The following is a 21478-nucleotide window of genomic DNA, read 5'->3' on the forward strand; positions in this document are numbered from 1 at the left end:
ACAATAATCGATAATCGAGAAAACGAAAAGAGGCAAGATGCACGCACTCGAAGGAGCTCACGGATCAGGCTCTCGTCGCCGTGACGCTGCGAGGCGAGCGGAGCGCCGAGGTCGTCGTCCGACCGCGTCAGGCCTCGACGGGGGGCAGCGTCGCGAGCGCGTCGAGGAACGAGCGGACGACCGGCGTCTCGTTCCGCGGGTTCCAGACCACTCCGACCTTCCAGGAGGCGCTCGCCCCGCGCAGGCGCCGCATGCCCACGTGCCGGGGCGCGATGTTGCGCGCGCTCTCCGGCACGATCCCGATGCCGATTCCTGCGGCGACCAGCGCGAGGACCGTCTGGAGGTCGTCGGCCTCTTGGACGATGGTCGGCTGGGCTCCGACATCCGCGACATAGCGGGCGGCCTGAGCAGCGAGTCCCGGGCCGCGGCCGACGGACAGCCGGACGAGCGGATGCTCGTCGAGCCAGTGCGGAAGCGCCGTGTCGTCTGCGGGAGGCACCCAGTGGCCGGGATGAGCGATCGCCAGATGATCCGAGAGGACGGAGACGGCGCGGAGGTCGTGCGGAACCGGAAGACGGGTGAACCCGATATCCAGCTCCTCACGTCGTACACCGTCGACCTGAGCCGATGACGACATGTCCTCCAAGCGCACGGAGACCCTGGGGGAGCTCACGCGGAAGGCCGCGACCGCCCGGGGTGCGACCCCGATGCTGGAGAGCCCGAAGCCGATGGTGAGATGACCCTCTTCTCCGTCGCCGACGCGCTTCGCCCGTGCCTCGAAACGAGTGGCGAGGTCGACGATCGCGCGGGCCTCGCTCATGAGTTCCGCGCCGGCGGCGGTGAGCACGGCACCGTGACGTCCGCGGTGGAACAGGGGTGTTCCCACCAGGGATTCGATCTGCTGGATCTGCTTGGTGAACGCGGGTTGGGTGATGGAGAGTGCTGTCGCGGCTTCGCTGAAGGTCTGCCGATCGGCGGCCTCGACGAAGGCGCGCAACAATCGGATATCCATTCCCAGAGGATATATCTGATTAGTGAGAATTCATTGGATGTCATGCAATGAATCGAGTTGAGTGGAAGCAGTCCTCGACGAAGGGAAGAGACCCCATGACCGAATCCGCAGCCGACCTTCGCGTGTCCGTGGTGCAGTTCGAAGCCGCTCCGGCGGACAAGGCCGGCAACCTCGCGACGGTGCGGCGCCTCGCCATGTCTGCGGCCGAGGACGGATCGCGCCTGGTCGTGTTCCCGGAGATGTGCCTGGTGGCGTATTGGCACCTCACCACGTCGACCACCGAGCGCCTGCGTGAACTCGCAGAGCCGGCTGATGGGCCGCTGGTCCGGGCCCTGAAGGAGATCGCCGCTGACCTCGGCGTGGGCATCGGAGCGGGCTTCCTGGAGTCCGACGGCGACGAGCTGTTCAACTCCTACGCCGTGTGCTTCCCCGACGGGACCGTGCACATCCACCGCAAGCTCCACGCCTTCGAGCACGAGGCGATCTCGAGCGGCAACGACTTCACGGTGTTCGACACGCCCTGGGGCGTGCGCATGGCCATCCTGATCTGCTGGGACAACAACCTCGTCGAGAACGTGCGAGCGGTCGCGCTGCTCGGAGCGACGGTGCTCATCGCTCCCCACCAGACCGGCGGCACGAGCTCGCGCAGCCCGCACGGCATGAAGGTGATTCCGTCCGAGCTCTGGCGCGACCGGTTCGAGAACCCCGAGGCACTGCGGGAGGCGGTCGACGGTCCGAACGGGCGAGGCTGGCTCCTGCGCTGGCTCCCTGCCCGCGCACACGACAACGGGATCTTCCTGCTCTTCAGCAACGGCATCGGCCCTGACGACGACGAGATCCGCACGGGGAACGCGATGATCCTCGACCCGTACGGGCGGATCGTCGCCGAGACGCCCGTCGCCGACGAAGCGGTGGTGACCGCCGACCTCGACATGGATCTCCTTCCGCTGTCGACCGGTCGCCGGTGGCTCCTGGGCCGCCGCCCGGAGCTCTACGGCATCCTCACGCAGCGCTCCGGTCTGGAACGCGACGCGCGCACCGCGCGCCACTCCGATGTCCCCGTCCCGGACGACTTCCGGATCGAGGGCTGACCGGGCCGTGTCGACGCCGGGCTGCATGCCTAGAACCGCAGCAGACTCCTGAGGGCGACGACGGCGCCGGCGCGCGCCCACTCCGTGAACTCGAAGGGCTGCACGTCGAGGGGGACCGGCTGTTCGCTCGGGAGCCGCACGGCCTCGATCGACCGCATCACCTCGCCGCCCGCGATCTCCATCACGGCGAGGCCGTCGCCGGTGAGGACGATCTTCTCCGGGTCGAGACCGTTGATGATCGTCCCGATCATCACACCGAGGGCGCGCGCGGCATCCTCGAATGCGCGCCTGGCCGCCGGGTCGCCTGCTCGGGCGAGCTCGACCGCACCGGGGTAGTCGAGGCCCTCGACGCCGATCGCCGTCACGATGCTCGCGCTCGGAAGATAGGCGCTCGCACAGCCGCGGTGGCCGAGTCCGCAGGGCGGGCCGTTCGAGTCGACGATGAGGTGGTCGAGCTGTCCCGCACGGCCGTTGTGCCCGGTGACGACGCGTCCTTCGATGACCAGTCCGAATCCGATGCCTGCGCCGACGGTGACCAGTGCCAGGGAGTCGCAGCCCGCTCCGGCGCCGAACCAGTGCTCCGCGGCGGTGAGCGCTCGGACGTCGTTGTCGGCCGTGACCGGGATGCCGAGCCGCTGCTGGAGGAGCTCGGCCAGCGGCACGTCGTGCCAGCGGAGGAAGAACGAGGCCACGACGATCTGCCGCCCGTCGATCTGAGCGAGATCGCCGGCGAGGCAGACTCCGGCCGCGCGGATATCACGGAAGGTTCGGGAGAAGCGCTCATGGATGCGGACGATCTGGTCGACGGTGTCTTCCACGGAGGTCGAGACGAGGCGCTCCTCGACCTCGGCGACGCTGCGTGCGCGCAGGTCGGTCACGACCGCGAAGACCGAATCACCCGTGAGCTTGATGCCGAGGAGGTGGTGGGTGTCCTCGCGGACGACGAGCATCTCGCTCGGCCGTCCCATCGCCCCACGCAGCGCGATCTCGTCCTCGGCCACGAGCGAGTGCTCCATGAGGACACGAGAGGCGCGCGTCAGGCTGGCTCTGGACACATTGATCCGACGTGCGATCTCGGCTCGGGGGAGTGCGCCGTGGATGAGCAGCTCCCGGAGCGCGCCGCGTTCCACGCCGGTCAGGTAGGGCCAGGCATCGAATGCCGAACCGCCTCGTTCGTCGTCCACCTGTCCTGCTTTCGCTCATCGACACCCGGATCATATCCCTCGGGGACACTATCGACTTTGTTACGCTCTGTAATAAAGTAGCAGGCGCACCACCCCTCCCGATTCGGCCCCCGACGCAAGGACGCTCATGGCATTCCGTACCCTCCACGAAGACTGGACCCTCTCGGCTGTGGAGGGGCCTGTTCCCGACGCCGTCCTCGGCATCTCGATCCCTGCCACGGTTCCCGGCTGCGTGCATACCGACCTCCTCGCGGCCGGCGTCATCGCCCCGCCCTTCGACGGAGACAACGAGGCGGAGCAGCAGTGGATCGGGAGCACCGCCTGGCGCTATGAGACCCGATTCGACTGGCACGACGACGGGTCGCATCGCCACGACCTCGTGGCTCACGGTCTCGATACGGTCGCCACCATCGAGCTCAACGGCTCGCTGGTCGGCCGCACCGAGAATCAGCACCGCAGCCATCGCTTCGATGTGCGCCCGCTCCTCATCGACGGCGAGAACACGCTTGCGATCACCTTCGCCTCGCCGGTCGCCGAAGCCGAGGCGCGCAGCGCGGCCCACGGCCCCCGGCCGCACGCCAACCACCACCCGTACAACGCTCTGCGGAAGACGGCATCCAACTTCGGCTGGGACTGGGGCATCGACGTCGCCACCAGCGGCATCTGGAAGGCGATCGGCCTCGACAGCTGGTCGGGCGTGCGCATCGCGTCGGTTCGGCCCCTGGTCGATCTCTCGCACCGCGCCGACGGTGTCGACGGGAGACTGGACGCGCGCGTCGCGCTCGAATGGGCTGACGGCTCAGCGGAGGCCGGCTGGGAGGTCTCGGCATCCGCCGCCGGGGTCTCCGCCACCCAGCACGTCGAGCCGGGAACCTCCGAGATCCGGCTGCAGCTCGACGTTCCCGATGTCCCGCTGTGGTGGCCGATCGGGCATGGCGACCAGCCGCTCCACGACGTCGACGTCCAGGTGGCACACTCGTCCGCCCCGGTCGCGCACTGGTCGTCGCGGATCGGATTCCGCAGCGTGCACGTCGACACGGCGCCCGACGCCGACGGCTCCCCCTTCGTGCTGCGCGTGAACGGCGAGGTCATCCAGGTGCGCGGGGCGAACTGGATCCCCGATCATGCCTTCCTCACCGAGATCGACGCCGACCGCTATCGCCGCAGGGTGCGCGACGCCTCGGAAGCGAACATGAACCTCCTCCGCGTCTGGGGCGGCGGAATCTACGAGTCCGACGACTTCTACGCGGCCTGCGACGAGGCCGGCATCCTGGTGTGGCAGGACTTCCTCTTCGCCTGCGCCGCGTACGCGGAGGAGGAGTGGCTCGCCGTCGAGGTCGAGGCGGAGGTGCGCGAGGCGATCACGCGACTCAGCCCGCACCCCTCTCTGGTCATCTGGAACGGGAACAACGAGAACATCTGGGGCTACCACGACTGGGGCTGGCAGGAGAGGCTCGAGGGCCGCACCTGGGGGCTCGGCTACTACCTCTCGCTCCTCCCGGGACTCGTCGCCGAGCTCGACCCGAGCCGCTTCTACTCGCCCGCGAGCCCGTACTCCTTCGACGAAGCCCTCCATCCCAATGACGACGCTCACGGCACGATGCACATCTGGGACGTGTGGAACACCGTCGACTACTCCGTGTACCGCCACTACCGCCCTCGGTTCGTCTCGGAGTTCGGCTTCCAGGGTCCTCCCGCCTGGTCGACGCTGGTGGATGTCGTGCACGATGAGCCCCTCGAACCCTACGGCGCGCAGATGCTCGTGCATCAGAAGGCGAACGACGGCAACTTGAAGCTCGAGCGCGGCATGCAGGGGCACCTGCCCGAGCCCCGTTCGATCGAGGAGTGGCACTGGGCGACGCAGCTCAATCAGGCCGCCGCCGTGCGGTTCGGCATCGAGCACTTCCGCTCGCTGTCGCCCCGCAACACCGGCGCGATCGTCTGGCAGCTCAACGACAACTGGCCGGTCGTCTCGTGGGCGGCTGTCGACTTCGCCGAGCACCGGAAGCCGCTCTGGTACACACTGCGCGACGTCTACGAGCCGCGGCTCGCGACGTTCCAGCCGCGCGACGAGGGCCTGGCGCTCATCGTGCTGAACGACTCCGACGACCCGTGGAACGGCGACATCCGTCTGCAGCGGACGCTCTTCGACGGCACGGTGCTCGCGGAGGCCTCAGCGTCGGCATCCGTCCCCGCCCGGGGAGAGTCGACGGTGGCGATCCCGACGGAGCTCGCCGCCTTCGGCGACAGCTCCCGCGAGATCCTCACCGCACGGCTGGGCGGCTTCGCCACGGCGATCCACAATCCGGTCGAGATCCTGGACCAGGCGCTCGACCCGGACCCGCTCGTCGCGGAGATCGGAGAAGCGGATGCCGAGACCGGCGCGGCGACCGTCGTCGTCACCGCGCGCTCCTACGCCCGCGACATCACGCTGCTCGTGGATCGCTTCGACATCGGTGCGCGCGTGGATCGGGGCATGGTGACCCTGCTCGCGGGGGAGCGAGCGGTGTTCCGGGTGACGACCGGGTCCGGGCTCGATCGCTCGGGCCTGCTGGCGGCGGACGTGCTGCGGCACGCCAACTCCCTGCACCGCGGCCGCAGCGTTCTCGACGATCAGGTCGGTTGAGAGGGGCGCGCGGGTGAGAAGCCTTCCGACGACGACCGTCACCCCCCTGCGGGGCGGACCCGTCGCCCGCTGGGGCGTGCTCGGGCCCGGGGGGATCGCCGAGGACTGGGTGAGCGCGCTGCACCGGCACACCGATCAGCGTGTGCTCGCTGTCGCGTCGCGATCCGCCGATCGCTCCCGCGCGTTCGCCGTGCGGCACGGCATCCCGCGTCCGTACGAGGGCCATGAGGCTCTTCTGCAGGACCCCGACGTGGATGTCGTCTACATCGCGGCGCCGCATGCGCAGCACCATCCGCTGGCGCTCGCGGCGATCGCTGCGGGCAAGCATGTCCTCATCGAGAAGCCCCTCGCTCTCGACGCCGCGCAGGCGGCGGAGATCGCGGACGCGGCCCGTTCCGCCGGCGTCTTCGCGATGGAGGCGATGTGGTCGCGGTACCTGCCGCAGTCGCAGCTCATCGCCCGACTCCTGGCGGAAGGGGAGCTCGGCGACGTGCGGCTGGTCACCGCGCACCTCGGCTGGCGCTGGCGGTACGACCCCGCGGATCGCAACTTCGATCCGGCGGTCGGCGGAGGGGTGATGCTCGATGCCGGGGTCTACAGCCTCTGGTTCGCGCACTCGGTGCTCGGCGCGGCGACCTCGGTCGTGGCGCGCGGCACGCTGGCCCCCACCGGCGTCGAGACCGAAGCGGTGGTCCTCCTCGAGAACGCGGAGGGAGTGCACGCGGCGCTCAGCGCGTCCAGCACGGTGACGACGCCAGGGCTGGCAGCGATCCACGGGTCATCGGGGAGCGTCCACTTCGACACGAGCTTCGTGTTCCCCGCCGCGCTTCGCATCGCCCGGGGCGGCGACGAGCGCCGCTGGCGCGACGAGAGCGGGCTGGTGGGGCGCGACGGGCTCGCGTGGCAGGCGACCGCTGTCGCGACGTACCTGGCCGAGGGCAGAATGCAGTCTCCGCTGCACTCCCTCGACGATTCCGTCGCGGTGATGCGCGCCCTCGACGAGGTGCGGCGCCAGATCGGCAGCCGGTAGCGGCGCCGAGGTCGATCAGGACGACGGATCGACCTCGGCGCTCGCCCCCCCACGTGTATCAGCGGCGCGTGAGGTGGAGGATGATCGCCTGCGCCGGCCAGAGCGGCGGGATCTGCAGACCGACCGTGCCGAGGAACGCGCCCGTCAGAGCGACGGCGCCGCTCGACAGCCAGGCAGGCGTCGCGAAGCCGTGCCGGGAGGCGCCGATCTCGTCCCGCACGCGCACGTCGTAGGTCGCGTGCTCCTCCAGGCCGTGCAGTCGGATCCGCTCCGGGAGCGAGTCCTCGAGCGTCGCGACGCTCGCGATCGTGAAGACGGCCTCCGCGCCGTCGGGCGAGACCGCGCCGACGACGCGGAGGGCCGGGTCGCGCACGTCGGCGTGCACGGCCGTGCCGGTGTGGATCACCGAGCGCAGCTCCTTGTAGAGCGCGGCCCACCGGGTGATCACCTCGCGCTCCTCGGGGGTGCACTCCGCGATGTTCCACTCGAAGCCCGCCGAGCCCATCAGGCTCGTGGCCAGTCGGAACGAGAGGGGCGTCGTGCGCCCGGTCGAGTGCGCCGTCGTCGGGCCGACGTGACCTCCGACGAGCTCTGGGGCGAGCAGCAGCTGCGTCCATCGCTGGATGTCCTGCCGCTCGATCGGATCGTTCGAGTCACTCGCCCAGACCCGGTCGGCGACCTCGAGGATGCCCAGATCGCTGCGCGCGCCGCCGGACGAGCAGGACTCGATCTCGAGACGCGGATGGCGGGACTTGAGCTCCGCCATCATCCGATACACCGCGCGGGTCTGGAGGTGGGTGCCCGGTCGGCCGTCGTGGACGGCCTCGACGAGATCCCGATTGTGGTCCCACTTGATGAAGTCGATCCCGAGCTCGGTCACGAGAGCGTCGAGGCGCCCGAGGACATGCTCGTAGGCGTCTGCGCGCGCGATGTCGAGCACATATTGCGTGCGCCACGAGAGGTGCGCGGGAGTCGGGAGGTGATCGCCGGGATGCAGGAGCCACTCGGGATGCCGACGCGCGAGCTCGGAGTCGAGATTGATCATCTCCGGCTCGAACCACAGGCCGAACTCCATCCCCAGGGCGTGCACGCGGTCGGCGAGCGGGCCCAGGCCGTCGGGCCAGACGGAAGGGTCGACGGACCAGTCGCCGAGTCCTCTGATGTCGCTGCGGCGGCCGAGGAACCAGCCGTCGTCGAGCACGAACCGCTCGACGCCGACCGTCGCGGCGAGCTCGGCGAGCGACAGGAGGAAGGCGGGGTCGTGATCGAAGTACACGGCCTCCCAGGTGTTCAGAACGAGCGGCCGCGGCGACCGCGGATGGTTCGGGCGCGCGCGTTCGAACCGGTGGAACCGCTCGGACAGACCGTCGAGGCCCGCCCCCGACCACGCGAAGTAGGCCGTGGGGGTCGTGTACGACTCGCCGAGGCCGAGCGTGATCTCGCCGGTGCGCAGCAGCTCTCCGGCGCCGAGCAGATCGATGGAGTCCGGCATCCGGTCGTTGCGGTAGGTGCAGTCGGCGCTCCAGCCGAGGTGGACGGCCCAGAGCTCGCCGCTGCGATCGCGGGGAGGATCGATCGAGACGATCGAGAGCGTGGGAGCGTCATGGCCGCCACGCCCGCGCCGGGTCTGCCGCGTGGTGGAGCCGCGGGGGATCGTGCCGGTCGTGGGCACCTTCTCGCGCGTCCATCGGCCGGCGAAGGTCGTCAGGTGATCGACCGCCTTCGGAGCCGGCAGCGTGGCTTCCAGCCATTCGATCGTGAGCGCAGGGGCGCCTACCCCCGTTCGCGTGACGGTGTGCGTCACGGTCACGATGCCGCCCGCCTCGATGGCGACGGCGGAGTCCACTCGCAGTCCGTTGACGACGTCCTCCGCGGTCGCCGAGAACCGGCGGCCGACGGGATCGGTCGCGCCGTCCACGCGCGCCCAGCGCGGGTGGACGGGGACGCCTGCGATCCCGGCGCTCAAACCCGGCCGCCCGCCCCAGCCCTCCCCTTCGAGGGGGAGCAGGGACACCTGCCAGGCGGCGTCGAGCGTGCCCGCGGCAACCTGCCGACTCATCGCGGCGACGATCTCCTCGGGGTCGAGATCGTCGAGGTCGCCGAGGTCGGCTCCCCAGTAGAGCACCTGGGGCATGGACGCCGGGGCACCCGCCGTGCCGGGACCCGTCGCCGAGTCGATGACGAGTGACACCCCGTCGCCGCGCAGATGCGCGAGTCGCGGGGCGGGTGCAGGATGCGCGGCCACTTCGCCGCGGACATCCGGAAGTGCGAGATCAGTCATGGTGCCCTCTGAGGACGGGATCCGTCCGGTCGATTCCTGGAAGTGCTTGACGGACTTAGTTTACCTACGTAACAATGAGGGCGGTAGATGGAGATTCCCTTCCATTCACACAGTCGGCGCGGACACCTCTCGGGTGAGCGCGCCTGGGAAAGGACGATGATGTTCCTCAGCACGAAGCGCCCACGCGCCGGCATCCGGATGGCTCTGACAGGAGCCTCGGCCGCCGTCGCCACCACCCTGCTGCTCGCCGGCTGCGCCCCGGCATCCGGCGGTTCCGCCTCCGGATCGGCGGACACCCTGATCGCGTACACGGGGCAGGCCGGCGATTACCAGATCAACTTCAACCCCTACTCGCCGTCGCAGATCGGCGGCATCGGCACCATCTTCGAGTCCCTGTTCTTCGTCACGAACGTCAACACCGACCCGTACACCCCGCTGCTCGGCACCGAGTACACCTGGAGCGAGGACGGCACACAGCTCTCGGTCACGCTCCGCGAGGGCGTGACCTGGTCGGACGGTGAGGACTTCACCGCCGACGACGTGGCGTTCACGTTCCAGCTGCTGCTCGACACCCCCTCGCTGAACAACGGCGGGTTCGACGGAACCGTCGAGGCCACAGACGACACGCACGTCGTCTTCACCTGGGACCACCCGGCGTTCGTGAGCGGACCGACGCTGCTCGGTCGCACTCCGATCGTGCCCGAGCACATCTGGTCGGGGATCGACCCCACCACCGATGTGATGGAGAAGCCCGTCGGAACCGGCCCCTACACGCTCGACAACTTCAAGCCGCAGGCGTTCACGCTCACCGCCAACGAGGACTACTGGGACGGCGCCCCCGCCGTGAAGGGCATCCGCTACCTCTCGCTGTCCGGGAACACCGCCGGCGTCGACGCGCTCAAGGCGGGGACCATCGACTGGCAGACGGGTCCGGTGCCGGACATCGAGAACGTGTCCACGACCTACCCCGGCTACGACGCGATCACGATCCCGCAGAACCAGGTCGCTCTGCTGACCTGCTCGAGCGCCGAGCTCGGCTGCACCGGTCCGCAGACCGATCCGGCCGTGCGCCAGGCGGTCTACGCCGCCCTCAACCGCGACCAGATCAACTCGCTCGCGTTCCAGAACACGGCGAGTGAGATCTCGCCGACGTTCGCGCTCACCACGACGCAGAAGGACCTGATCTCGTCTGCTGTCGCCGAGCCCGTCGCGCCGGGTGCCGCCGATCCCGACACGGCGGCCGGGATCCTCGAGGGCGCCGGCTGGTCGAAGGGGTCGGACGGCATCTATGCGAAGGGCGGCGAGAAGCTCTCGCTCACCGTCGAGGTCGTGACCGGCTGGACCGACTACATCACGGCGATCGACACCATGGCGCAGCAGCTCAAGGCCGCCGGCATCGAGCTCCGCGTCTCGCAGTCGTCGTGGAACGAGTGGACCGACAAGAAGGGCAAGGGCACGTACCAGCTCGCGATCGACTCGCTGGGTCAGGGCGCCGCATCCGACCCGTACTACCTGTACGACAAGTACTTCAACACCGCGTTCACCGCTCCGGTCGGCGAGGTCGCACCGCAGAACGTCGCGCGGTTCAGCGACCCCGAGGTGGATGCCGCGCTCGAGGTGCTCAAGGCCACGAACCCGGAGGACACCGCGGCGCGGCAGGTGCAGTTCGACATCATCCAGGAGAAGATCGTCGCCGCGATGCCGTACATCCCCGTCCTGACGGGTGGCACGACCAGCGAGTTCAACGCCGACAAGTTCACCGGATGGCCGACGCAGGACGACCTCTACGCGTTCCCGGCGGTGTGGGCATCGCCCGACAACGCGCAGATCTTCAAGTCGCTGAAGCCGACGGGGGAGTGATCGTGATCGCCACCGAGAAGGAGAACGTCGAGCCGGCTGAGCGGGTGCAGGGAAGGACGTCGTGAACTATTTCGTCCGAAAGCTGGGGTTCTACCTCATCGCCCTCTGGGCGGCGCTGACCCTCAACTTCCTGATTCCGCGTCTGCTGCCGGGGAACCCCGTCGACATCCTGCTGGCCAAGCTGCAGCAACGGGGCGGCATCGTCACCCCGGACACCCGCAAGGCCTATGAACTCCTTCTCGGTGGCGATTCCTCCGAGCCGCTCCTCGTCCAGTACGGGAACTACCTCGTCAACATCTTCCGGGGCGATCTCGGCGTCTCGGTCAGCTACTTCCCGACGCCCGTCATCGAGGTGATCAACACCTCCCTGCCGTGGACGATCGTGCTCGTGGGAGTGTCGACCGTGCTCGCCACGGTCATCGGGGTGGTGCTCGGAGCCATCGTCGGCTGGAAGCCGGGAACCTGGCTCGACTCGCTGATCCCCGCGACCACCCTGCTGGCCGCCGTCCCGTACTTCTGGCTGGCACTGCTGCTGGTCTACTTCTTCGCCTCGACGCTCAAGCTCTTCCCCGCGCAGGGCGGATACGACGTGATCCTGGACCCCGGGTTCTCCTGGGAGTTCATCGGGTCGGCGATCCAGTACGGGTTCCTCCCCGCGCTGACGATCGTCATCGCCTCGGTCGGGGGATGGCTGCTCGGCATGCGCAACATGATGGTCTCGACACTCTCGGAGGACTACATCCTCACCGCGCAGGCGAAGGGCCTCACCCCGGGACGAATCCTGCGCCAGTACGCCGCGAGGAACGCGGTGCTGCCGTCGATCGCTGGATTCGCGATCTCGCTCGGCTTCGTGGTCTCCGGCTCCATCGTCACCGAGCAGGTGTTCTCCTACCCCGGGATCGGGTCCAAGCTGCTCTCGGCCGTCACCAACAACGACTATGCGCTGATGCAGGGTCTGTTCCTGTTCATCACCCTCGCTGTGCTCGTCGCCAACCTCATCGTCGATCTGTTCTACGGGCTCATCGACCCCCGCACGCGGGTGAACGCGTGATGTCGGCGGCGACGATGTCGACGCCCCTGCGCGTGCTGCTCTTCCCGGAAGGACTCAGCCGATGACGAACCTCGCTCCCCGCACCGAGCCCAACGTCCCCGACGCGACGATGGCCCTCGCCACCGCGGCGGCCGAACGCGGCAGGAAGCCGCGCTCGCCGTGGTTGATGATGCTGCCCACCATGACGCCGTGGCTCGCCTTCGGTCTCGTGCTCGTCGGCGGCATCACGCTGTTCGGCATCATCGGTCCCCTCCTGGTGCAGGATCCGACCACGATCCGGGACTCGGGGCTTCAGCCACCCAGCGCCGAGCACATCCTGGGCACGACGCAGACAGGCCAGGACGTGTTCGCCCAGCTCGCCCACGCGACGGCCGGCTCCCTGCAGATCGGCCTCATCGTCGGCGTGCTCGCGACCATCCTGTCGGCGTTCTTCGGCATCCTGGGGGCGTACATCGGCGGGTTCGCGGATGAGGCGTTCTCCCTCTTCTCGAACGTCTTCCTGGTGATCCCCGGACTGCCGCTCGTGATCGTGATCTCGGGGTTCGTCCCGCAGGCGCAGCGCGGCCTCTGGACGATCGCGGTCGTGCTCGCCATCACCGGATGGGCGGCGTCCAGCCGAGTGCTGCGCGCGCAGACGCTGTCCATCCGCAATCGCGACTATGTCGCGGCATCCCGGGTGGCCGGAGAGCGCGCCGGACGTGTGATCGCCGTCGAGATCCTGCCGAACCTGCTCCCCGTGCTCGCGTCGCAGTTCGTCTTCGCTGTGATCGCCGCGATCCTCGGGGAGGCAGGACTGTCGTTCCTCGGACTCGGGGCGTCGAACTCGTCCACCCTCGGCACCATGCTGTTCTACGCCCAGAACGGCTTCGCGCTCTCGCTGGGCGCGTGGTGGTGGTTCGTGCCGCCCGGCCTCATCATCGCGCTGTTCGGCATGGGCCTCTCGCTCATCAACTTCTCGATCGACGAGATCATCAACCCCAAGCTCAAGAACGTCCGGCTGCACCGCAAGCGCGCCAGGGTCGCCGCCCGCCTCGAGCGCTCTCGTGCGACCAGGGAGAGGAAGGCCGCAGCATGACGATCTCGGAGGAGATCCGCACCCGGACCGGTTCCGCTCGGCCGGCGGTGATCAGCGTCGAGGACCTGTCGGTCGTCTACGAGGTCGATCACCCGGTGACGGCGGTGAAGAACGCCTCGTTCACGCTCGCGCCCGGCGAGATCCTCGGCCTCGCCGGGGAATCCGGATGCGGGAAGACGACGCTCGCCTATGCGATCAACCGGCTGCACAAGCCGCCCGCACGCATCTCGTCGGGCAGCATCATCTTCCACGACCGGGACGGCAGCGATCTCGACCTGCTGGCCCTCGAGGAGGATCAGCTCCGGGCGTTCCGCTGGACGAAGCTGTCGATGGTGTTCCAGGGCGCGATGAACGCTCTGAACCCGGTGACCACCGTGAGCGCGCAGCTGCAGGACGTGCTGCTGACCCACCGCCCCGAGATGTCGAAGCGCGAGCGCATCCAGCGCGCGGGCGACGTGCTCGAGCGGGTCGGCGTCGACCGGCGTCGCCTGCACTCCTACCCGCACGAGCTCTCCGGAGGCATGCGGCAGCGGGTGATGATCGCGATGGCGATGCTGCTCGAGCCGCAGGTCATGATCATGGACGAGCCGACCACGGCCCTCGATGTGGTCGTGCAGCGCGACATCCTGCGGGAGATCGTCCGTCTGCGGGACGAGCTCGACTTCGCGGTCATCTTCATCACCCACGATCTGCCGCTGCTGCTGGAGATCAGCGACCGCATCGCCATCATGCTGCAGGGCGAGATCGTCGAACTCGGCACGGCCGATCGCATCTACCGCTCACCCGAGCACGAGTACACGCAGCAGTTGCTGTCGTCGTTCCCGAGCCTGAGCGGTTCGCGCGGCGCCTTCATCCGAACCGGCACAGACGAGGGGCAGGTACAGCGCTCATGACGACCATCAGGGTGTCCGATCTGACGAAGGACTACACGATCAGGAAGGGACTGCGCCGCGGCGCGTTCCGGGCAGTGGACGGAGTGTCGTTCGACCTCGTCCCCGGACGGACGATCGCGCTCGTCGGAGAGTCCGGGTCGGGGAAGTCCACGATCGCGCGGATGCTGGCCAGACTCGAGAGGCCGACGTCGGGACAGATCGACGTCACGCTCGACGACGGCACGGCGATGCCGCGCTCGCTCTACCGCCGACACGTGCAGATGGTGTTCCAGGATCCGTTCGCGTCGCTGAATCCGTTCCACAGCATCGAGCACCACATCGCGCGGCCCATCCGCATCCACCGTCGGGCGACCGGCGCCGCCGCCGTGCACGAGAAGGTGCTGAGCATGCTGGACCGCGTGAACCTCACGCCGGCGGAGGACGTCGCGATCCGTCGTCCGCACGAACTGTCCGGCGGCCAGCGGCAGCGCGTCGCGATCGCCCGCGCTCTCGCTCCCGGTGCCGAGGTGCTCATCGCCGACGAGCCGGTGTCGATGCTCGACGTGTCGATCCGCCTCGGTGTGCTGAACCTGCTGGGGCGGCTGCAGCGCGAGGACAACCTGGCGCTGCTCTACATCACCCACGACCTCGCCACCGCGCGGCACTTCTCGGACGAGATCCTCGTGCTCTACCACGGACGAGTGGTCGAGCGCGGTCCCGCCGACGACGTCATCCTCAACCCGCAGCACGACTACACCCGTCTGCTCGCGATCGCCGCGCCCGACCCGGAGAAGATCGGGAAGGTCGTGTCGAGCGAGGCGGCGCCCGACCGCGCATCGCTGGACAACTCGGTCTGCTACAACCACTTCACGCAGACCTGGGAGAGCGCGGAGCGGGAACCGGCGCGTGCCTGAGGCGCGTCAGGGCGACGACGTCCTCCGCTGGGGCGACGACGCGCTGGAGCTCGTCTTCGCGATCGGCCAGGATGCGCCGGTGTCGCTCGTCGGCCTCGGGACTCCCGCGACGTCGGGCGCGGGCATCCCGGTGCTGCCCCCTTCTCTCCGGCAGCCGCTCGTCGAGCTCTCCGGGTTCGGCCACGGCCGCTTCCCCGGCAGCTTCCGCCACGTCGACACGGTCATCGGAGCGCGACTCCGCCACGCCTCCCACATCCTCGACGAGCGGATGCTGCGCCTGCGGCAGCGCGATGACGAGACGGGGATCGAGGTCATGAGCGTCTTCGAACGGACGCCGGGCATCGGCGGCTTCCGCACCTGGTCGGAGGTCTCGTTCGAGCCGTCCTCGGAGATCGATGCCGCCGCGGAGATCGTGCTCGACTTCGTCTCGACCTTCGTCACCGGCGCGTTCCTCACCGCCGCTCCCGATGTCGACGGCTTCCTGCTGGCGACGGCGGCGAACGACTGGGTCGCGGAGAGCCGCTGGGCCACGCGCTCGCTGCGCGAGAGCGGTCTCGCCCGGATCGATCGCGACCTGCAGCATCAGCCGCCGCGCAGCCGGATCCATGTCGCCGACCGGGGATCCTGGTCGAGCGGGGAGCAGGTGCCGACCGCGATGCTGCTCGCCCGGACCGGCGACCACGCCCTCGCCTGGCAGGTGGAGCACAACGGTCCGTGGGGCTACGAGATCGGCGAGACGCGGCATGGCGCCTATCTGCTGCTCACCGGCCCGACCGATCAGGACAATCAGTGGAGTACACGCCTGGGTGCCGGGGAGTCGTTCACGACCGTGCCGGCGTCGATCGCCTTCGCGGCCGGCGGGGTGGACGAGGTGCTCGCCGCCCTGACCTCGCAGCGCCGTGCGCTGCGTCATGTGAGGTCTGCGGACCGGCGGCTTCCGATCGTGTTCAACGACTACATGAACACGCTCATGGGCGACCCGACCACCGAGAAGCTGCTTCCGCTCATCGACGCGGCCGCCGCGATCGGCGCCGACGTCTTCTGCATCGACGCCGGGTGGTACGCGGAGGGGAGCTGGTGGGACTCGGTCGGTGAGTGGAAGCCCGCTGCACGGCGATTCCCCGACGGCATCGAGGAGGTCATCGACCGCATCCGCGCCCACGGCATGATCGCCGGTCTCTGGCTCGAGCCCGAGGTCATCGGCGTGCGTTCCCCGCTCGCGGTCGCATCCTCCGGTCGAGCGCTTCCCGACTCGGCCTTCTTCTCACGCGGAGGCGTGCGTCTCGCCGAGCACGGCCGTCACCTGCTCGATCTGCGCGACCCGGCCGCACGCGCGCATGTCGACGAGGTCGTGGATCGGCTGGTCGCCGACTACGGCATCGGGTTCATCAAGATGGATGACAACACCATGACCGGACCGGGGACGGATGCCGGGGGCCTCGCTCCCGGCGCCGGACTCCTCGCGCACAACCGCGCTCTCCTCGAGGTGATCGACGGCTGGCAGGCGCGGCATCCGGATCTGCTGATCGAGAGCTGCGCGTCCGGGGCGATGCGCATCGATCAGGCGATGCTCTCGCGGCTCCACCTGCAGTCCACCTCCGACCAGCAGGATCCCGTGATGTATGCGACGATCGCGGCCGCGGCTCCCGCCGCGATGCTCCCGGAACAGGCGGGCAACTGGGCGTATCCGGTGGCGGGGAGCACGCGCGAGGAGATGGTCTTCGCACTCGTCAACGGCGTGCTCGGGCGGCTCTACCTCTCGGGCTATCTCAATCGCATGGCAGCCGACGAGCGCGCACTCGTCCGCGCCGCGCTGGACGCGCACCGGGTGGTGCTGCGCATGATCGAGCAGGCGATGCCGTTCTGGCCGTTGGGCCTCCCCGCCTGGGAGGACCCCTGGGTCGCCCTGGGTCTGGGAGACCCGGGCGATGGGTCGGCGTTCCTCAGCCTGTGGCGTCGCCCCGGGGCGACCGGCACCGTCATCGTCCCCCTGCCCTCATTCCGTGACGTTCAGATCACCGTCGAGGCGTTCTTCCCGGATGCCCCCGACGGCTGGTCCTGGCGCTGGGATGCGACGGCCGGAGAACTCGCCGTCACCGTCGACGTGCCGGCGCCCACCGCACGCGTGCTGCGGGTGACCCGGAGACCCCCCACCCCTTCCCCTGAGAGGAACCCCGATGACCAGTAGCACCGAGATCCTGAACGACGCCCCTCGTCGACATGTCGACTGGCCGACCGACGGTCTCTCCTTCGGCGGCGACTACAGCCCGGAGCAGTGGTCGTGGGACGTCGTGCTCGAGGACATGGAGCTGATGCGCGAGGCGGGGGTGAACCTCGTGACCCTCGGCGTGTTCTCCTGGGTGATCCACGAACCGCGCGAGGGCGTCTTCGACTTCTCGTGGCTCGATCGGATGCTCGATCTGCTGCATGAGAACGGGATCGCCGTCGATCTCGCTACCCCCACGGCCGCGGTGCCGATGTGGCTGCACCGCCTGCACCCCGAGATCCTGCCGCAGGACATCCACGGACACCCCCTCGCGCCGGGTGGACGACTCGGCTGGTGCCCGTCGTCGACCGTGTTCCGGGAATACGCCGTACGCATAGTGGAGCGCCTCGCCGAGCACGTCGCCGGACACCCCGCCGTGCTGATGTGGCACGTGAGCAACGAGCTCGGCGGCGGGAACGCACGCTGCCACTGCCCGGTCTCGAACGCCCGATTCCGCGAGTGGGTGGCCGAGAAGTACGTCACGGTCGACGCGCTGAATGCGGCCTGGGGCATGTCGTTCTGGGGAAACAGCTACTCCTCTTTCGAGGAGGTGACGACGCCCTGGGGTGTCACCGCGCACAACCCGGGACATCTGCTCGACTACGAGCGCTTCTCGTCCGACGAGCTCCTCGCGCAGTACCGTGCAGAGAAGGAGGCGCTGCGGCGTTTCACCCCGGAACTCCCGATCACCACGAACTTCATGGTCGGACTCGGTCCCGACGTGGTCGACTACACGCGGTGGGCCGACGAGATGGACATCGTGGCGAACGACCACTACACGTTCGGCCCCGACCCTCTCAAGCACCAGGACCTGGCCTTCAGCGGCGACCGCATGCGCGGCATGTCCGGCGGCCGACCCTGGATGCTGATGGAGCATGCGACGGGCGCGTCGAGCTGGCATCCGATCAATCAGCCCAAGGCTCCGGGCGAGATCAGCCGCCACGCGCTCGCACACATCGCCCGCGGCTCCAACAGCGCGATGTTCTTCCAGTGGCGAGCCTCGAAGTCCGGGACCGAGCAGTTCCACTCCGCGATGCTGCCCCACGCGGGTCGTGACAGCCGGGTCTTCCGTGATGTGGTCGCGCTGGGCTCGCAGATGGCTGCGCTCGCCGAGGTGCGGGACACGGTGGTCGCCCCCGCGGAGGTGGCCCTGCTGCACGACAACGAGGCCGGATGGGCGCTGCGGTCGGGCCTCAAGCCCGCCAACAACCTCCGCTACGCCGACACCGCGCGGGCCGTCCACAACGTCCTGTTCGAGCGCGCCGTCACCACGGATGTGGTGCCGCCCTGGTCGCGGCTGGACGACTACCGGCTCGTGATCGTCCCCGGGCTGTACCTGGTGTCGGAGGAGAACGCGCGCGCGGTGCACAAGTACGTCGAGGCCGGCGGAATCGCGCTGGTGACCTGGTTCTCCGGCATCGTCGACGAGGCGGGCACCGTGCACATCGGCGGGTATCCCGGCGCGTTCCGCTCGCTGGTCGGCGTGACGAGCGAGGAGTTCTTCCCGCTCGAGAGCGAACGGTCGTTCGCCCTGGACAACGGCTGGACCGGGCGCCGGTGGTCGGAGCGGCTGCGGCATCCACGGCCGGAGGACGGCGTCGAGGTCGTCGCGGGGTACGCCGAGGGGCCGCTCGCCGGTCACCCCGCGCTCACCCGCCGCCGGGTGGGCGCCGGGACGGCGTGGTACCTGTCCACCGATCTCGATGTGGCGGGCCTGGCCGCGCTCGCGGAGCGTCTGCTCGATGAGGCCGGGGTCGCGCCGACGGCTGTCGTCTCGCGCGGCGTCGAGGCGGTGCGCCGGAGCTCGGACGACTCCTCCTACCTCTTCCTCATCAACCACACCGACGACGACGGCTGGGTCGAGGCATCCGGCACCGATCTGCTCACCGGGAACGCGCACACCGGTCGCGTCTCCGTCCCGGCAGGAGCGGTCGCGGTCATCCGGGAGTGACGGGCGGGGCGGCGAACCGGACTCCGGGTCGCCGCCCTCGGCGCGGTCAGCCCTCCGCGGGAAGCCGCTCCGCCTCGAGCACGAGCGCCTGTCCCGGTCCGAGGAGTGGCAGACGGATGCCGCGCTGCGCGAGGGACGCGCCCGTCAGCACCACGTGTCCGCGTTCCAGCCACGGGGGCGGGGAGGGTTCGATCGCTCGCGGCATCCGCAGCTCCGCCACCGGCCGCACGAGGTACTGCGCGTCCGGATCGAGGTCGACGAGTCGGAGCAGGCGCGGAAGCGCCCGGTCGGAACTCGTCACCCGCGCGACCCTGACCACGGCGCGACTCGCATCCGGTGCCGTGACCGAGGTCACGCGCAGCCCGTCGTCGCCGCCGGCGGGGTGGGCGAGCAGGCCGGTGTGCAGCAGGCCGCGCAGTCGCCGGTACGCGGCGATCGCGTCACGGAGCTGGTCGAGCTCGTCCGGCGTGCACTCGGTGATGTCCCACTCGATCCCGAAGGAGCCGAACAGGGCGACGGCGATGCGCAGGCCCAGGCTCGTCTCACGACGAGTGGTGTGGGTCACCGGGGGTCCCACGTGCGAGCCGATGAGCTCGAGGGGGAGGAGCAGCTCGGTCCATCGCTGGATGTCGAGGCGCTCGATCGGATCGTTGGTGTCCGACGCCCAGACCCGATCGGTGCGCTCCAGCACGCCGAGATCGACACGTGCTCCGCCGGAGGCGCAGGACTCGATCTCCAGACCCGGATGCCGCCTGCGCACGGCGTCGAGCAGGGCGTACACCGCGAGGGTGTGGCGGTGCACGCCGGCACGGCCGTCGTGCACCGCCTCGATGAGGTCGCGGTTCTGATCCCACTTGATGTAGTCGAGCCCGTACTCGGACACCACCCGCGAGATGGACTCGACGAGATATTCGAACACGGCGGGGTTCGCGACGTCGAGCACGTACTGGTTCCGCCAGGTGCGCACGCCCGCCTCCGGATCCTGCAGCAGCCAATCGGGGTGCGCCCGCGCGAGGTCCGAGTCGACGTTGACCATCTCGGGTTCGAACCAGAGCCCGAACTGCATACCGAGGCGGCGCACCTCGTCGGCGAGCGGATGCAGCCCCTCCGGCCACATCTCGAGGTCGACGCTCCAGTCGCCGAGGCCGGCGACGTCGCTGCGTCGGCCGAGGAACCATCCGTCGTCGAGCACGAAGCGCTCCACGCCGATGTCGGCCGCCGTCTTGGCGAGGGTGCGCAGCCGCTCGATGTCGTGGTGGAAGTACACGGCCTCCCAGGTGTTCAGGGTGACCGGCCGCGTGGAGGGATGGCCGACGCGCGCGCGGAGCGAGGCGTGCAGGCGCGCACCGAGCCCGTCGAGCCCGCGGTCGCTCCAGACGAACGCCGCCGTGGGGGCCCGGAATCGGTCTCCGGGTGCGAGGACCATCTCGCCGGCGCGCAGCAGCGGTCCCGCGCCGAGCAGAGTCGGAGCCTCGGGGAGGGCGTCATGGCGGTAGACGGAGTCGGCGCTCCAGGCGAGGTGGACGGCCCACGCCTCACCGGTGCGGTCGCCGAAGCCGGCGGTGCCGAGCGTCAGCAGCATCGGCGAATCGTGCCCGGTGCGGCCGCGGCGGGATTCGCGCACGCGGCTGCCCTCGAGGAGACGCGTGCGCTGGGGGCTGCGCTCCCTGGTCCACCGGCCCGAGAAGTCGAGCGCATCGGCGGCGAGGTCGCCGACCGGCATGGTCGCCTCGAGCGCGAGCAGCTCCAGGTCGTCGTCACCGGTGTTGACGACCTCGTGGGTCACACGGAGCACGCCGGCGTCGTCGAGATGCATGTCCGTGTGCAGCTCGAGGCCGTCGGCGTGCGCCGTGACGCGCAGACCGGTCTCGTCACCTCGGGTCTCAACGCTGTGCCATCGCGGCACGCAGATGCGTCCCGCTCGATGAGCGGCGAATCCCGGGCGTCCCTCCCAGCCGTCGTGCTCGCTCGGGAGGAGGGTGATCGGCCATTCCGCATCGAGTGCGCTCGGCGAGACCTGACGACGCGAGGCGAGCACCAGCTCCTGCCTGTCGGCAGGGCCGAGGGGGCCGCCCCAGTGCAGGACCTCCGGAAGGCCGTCGTCTCGGGACACCACGGCCACCTCCACGCCGCCGCCGCGGAGGGCGTGGTGCCGAGTACCGGGCAGGTCCGCCCGCGTGTCAGCCGATCGCAGGTCGGTCGATGTCATGGGCGCTGCGCTTTCCTCGGAGAGGCCGTGCTTCGACGGCTCGGAGGCGAAGGCCC

Annotated in this window: 14 protein-coding genes; 10 read left to right on the top strand and 4 right to left on the bottom strand. The window is 69.5% G+C overall.

Going from position 1 to position 21478, the window contains the following annotated elements:
- Positions 1–127: 127 nt before the first annotated feature.
- Entirely contained in the window at positions 128–1012 is an 885-nt protein-coding gene (locus tag DC434_RS05465; protein WP_116634274.1) for a LysR family transcriptional regulator, read from the bottom strand.
- Positions 1013–1107: 95 nt separating this feature from the next.
- On the opposite strand from DC434_RS05465, the gene DC434_RS05470 reads away from it, so the two are divergent.
- Complete coding sequence (locus tag DC434_RS05470) at positions 1108–2103, top strand: nitrilase family protein (protein ID WP_116634275.1); 996 nt, start codon at positions 1108–1110, stop codon at positions 2101–2103.
- Between the two features lie 29 nt (positions 2104–2132).
- On the opposite strand, the gene DC434_RS05475 is transcribed toward DC434_RS05470, so the two are convergent.
- Positions 2133–3287 (bottom strand): ROK family transcriptional regulator, encoded by a 1155-nt coding sequence (locus DC434_RS05475; protein WP_116634276.1) that lies wholly within the window; start codon positions 3285–3287, stop codon positions 2133–2135.
- 127 nt (positions 3288–3414) lie between these two features.
- Between DC434_RS05475 and DC434_RS05480 the strand changes: the two genes are divergently transcribed.
- Both DC434_RS05480 and DC434_RS05485 read left to right on the top strand, forming a co-directional pair.
- Positions 3415–5913 (top strand): glycoside hydrolase family 2 protein, encoded by a 2499-nt coding sequence (locus tag DC434_RS05480; protein WP_116634277.1) that lies wholly within the window; start codon positions 3415–3417, stop codon positions 5911–5913.
- 13 nt (positions 5914–5926) lie between these two features.
- Positions 5927–6943 (top strand): Gfo/Idh/MocA family oxidoreductase, encoded by a 1017-nt coding sequence (locus tag DC434_RS05485; protein ID WP_116634278.1) that lies wholly within the window; start codon positions 5927–5929, stop codon positions 6941–6943.
- 58 nt (positions 6944–7001) lie between these two features.
- On the opposite strand, the gene DC434_RS05490 is transcribed toward DC434_RS05485, so the two are convergent.
- Positions 7002–9224 carry an alpha-galactosidase gene (locus DC434_RS05490; protein WP_116634279.1) on the bottom strand — a complete coding sequence of 741 codons (2223 nt, stop codon included), beginning with the start codon at positions 9222–9224 and terminating at the stop codon, positions 7002–7004.
- A 156-nt stretch (positions 9225–9380) separates the two neighbouring features.
- On the opposite strand from DC434_RS05490, the gene DC434_RS05495 reads away from it, so the two are divergent.
- From DC434_RS05495 to DC434_RS05525, 7 genes are all read left to right on the top strand, one after another.
- Complete coding sequence (locus tag DC434_RS05495) at positions 9381–11084, top strand: ABC transporter substrate-binding protein (protein WP_243408824.1); 1704 nt, start codon at positions 9381–9383, stop codon at positions 11082–11084.
- Positions 11085–11145: 61 nt separating this feature from the next.
- Positions 11146–12135 carry an ABC transporter permease gene (locus DC434_RS05500; RefSeq protein WP_116634281.1) on the top strand — a complete coding sequence of 330 codons (990 nt, stop codon included), beginning with the start codon at positions 11146–11148 and terminating at the stop codon, positions 12133–12135.
- A 61-nt stretch (positions 12136–12196) separates the two neighbouring features.
- On the top strand, positions 12197–13210 hold the full coding sequence (locus DC434_RS05505) for an ABC transporter permease (RefSeq protein WP_116634282.1): 1014 nt from the start codon (positions 12197–12199) through the stop codon (positions 13208–13210).
- On the top strand, positions 13207–14103 hold the full coding sequence (locus tag DC434_RS05510) for an ABC transporter ATP-binding protein (protein WP_116634283.1): 897 nt from the start codon (positions 13207–13209) through the stop codon (positions 14101–14103). The genes DC434_RS05505 and DC434_RS05510 overlap by 4 nt, the downstream gene beginning before the upstream one ends.
- On the top strand, positions 14100–14996 hold the full coding sequence (locus DC434_RS05515) for an ATP-binding cassette domain-containing protein (protein ID WP_116634284.1): 897 nt from the start codon (positions 14100–14102) through the stop codon (positions 14994–14996). Before DC434_RS05510 ends, DC434_RS05515 begins: the two co-directional genes overlap by 4 nt.
- Complete coding sequence (locus DC434_RS05520) at positions 14989–17184, top strand: glycoside hydrolase family 36 protein (protein WP_116634285.1); 2196 nt, start codon at positions 14989–14991, stop codon at positions 17182–17184. The genes DC434_RS05515 and DC434_RS05520 overlap by 8 nt, the downstream gene beginning before the upstream one ends.
- Positions 17174–19213, top strand: coding sequence for a beta-galactosidase (locus DC434_RS05525; RefSeq protein WP_116634286.1), 2040 nt, complete (start codon positions 17174–17176; stop codon positions 19211–19213). Before DC434_RS05520 ends, DC434_RS05525 begins: the two co-directional genes overlap by 11 nt.
- Positions 19214–19259: 46 nt before the next feature.
- On the opposite strand, the gene DC434_RS05530 is transcribed toward DC434_RS05525, so the two are convergent.
- Positions 19260–21422 (bottom strand): alpha-galactosidase, encoded by a 2163-nt coding sequence (locus DC434_RS05530; protein WP_116634287.1) that lies wholly within the window; start codon positions 21420–21422, stop codon positions 19260–19262.
- Between the last annotated feature and the right edge of the window lie 56 nt (positions 21423–21478).

This window comes from Microbacterium sp. TPD7012, from assembly GCF_003075395.1.
Lineage (GTDB): Bacteria > Actinomycetota > Actinomycetes > Actinomycetales > Microbacteriaceae > Microbacterium.

Coding starts and splice junctions, on each gene's coding strand:
- DC434_RS05490 (WP_116634279.1), bottom strand. CDS start 9,224: ATGACTGATCTCGCACTTCCGGATGTCCGCGGCGAAGTGGCCGCGCAT.
- DC434_RS05530 (WP_116634287.1), bottom strand. CDS start 21,422: ATGACATCGACCGACCTGCGATCGGCTGACACGCGGGCGGACCTGCCC.
- DC434_RS05465 (WP_116634274.1), bottom strand. CDS start 1,012: ATGGATATCCGATTGTTGCGCGCCTTCGTCGAGGCCGCCGATCGGCAG.
- DC434_RS05470 (WP_116634275.1), top strand. CDS start 1,108: ATGACCGAATCCGCAGCCGACCTTCGCGTGTCCGTGGTGCAGTTCGAA.
- DC434_RS05525 (WP_116634286.1), top strand. CDS start 17,174: ATGACCAGTAGCACCGAGATCCTGAACGACGCCCCTCGTCGACATGTC.
- DC434_RS05515 (WP_116634284.1), top strand. CDS start 14,100: ATGACGACCATCAGGGTGTCCGATCTGACGAAGGACTACACGATCAGG.
- DC434_RS05510 (WP_116634283.1), top strand. CDS start 13,207: ATGACGATCTCGGAGGAGATCCGCACCCGGACCGGTTCCGCTCGGCCG.
- DC434_RS05495 (WP_243408824.1), top strand. CDS start 9,381: ATGATGTTCCTCAGCACGAAGCGCCCACGCGCCGGCATCCGGATGGCT.
- DC434_RS05505 (WP_116634282.1), top strand. CDS start 12,197: ATGACGAACCTCGCTCCCCGCACCGAGCCCAACGTCCCCGACGCGACG.
- DC434_RS05480 (WP_116634277.1), top strand. CDS start 3,415: ATGGCATTCCGTACCCTCCACGAAGACTGGACCCTCTCGGCTGTGGAG.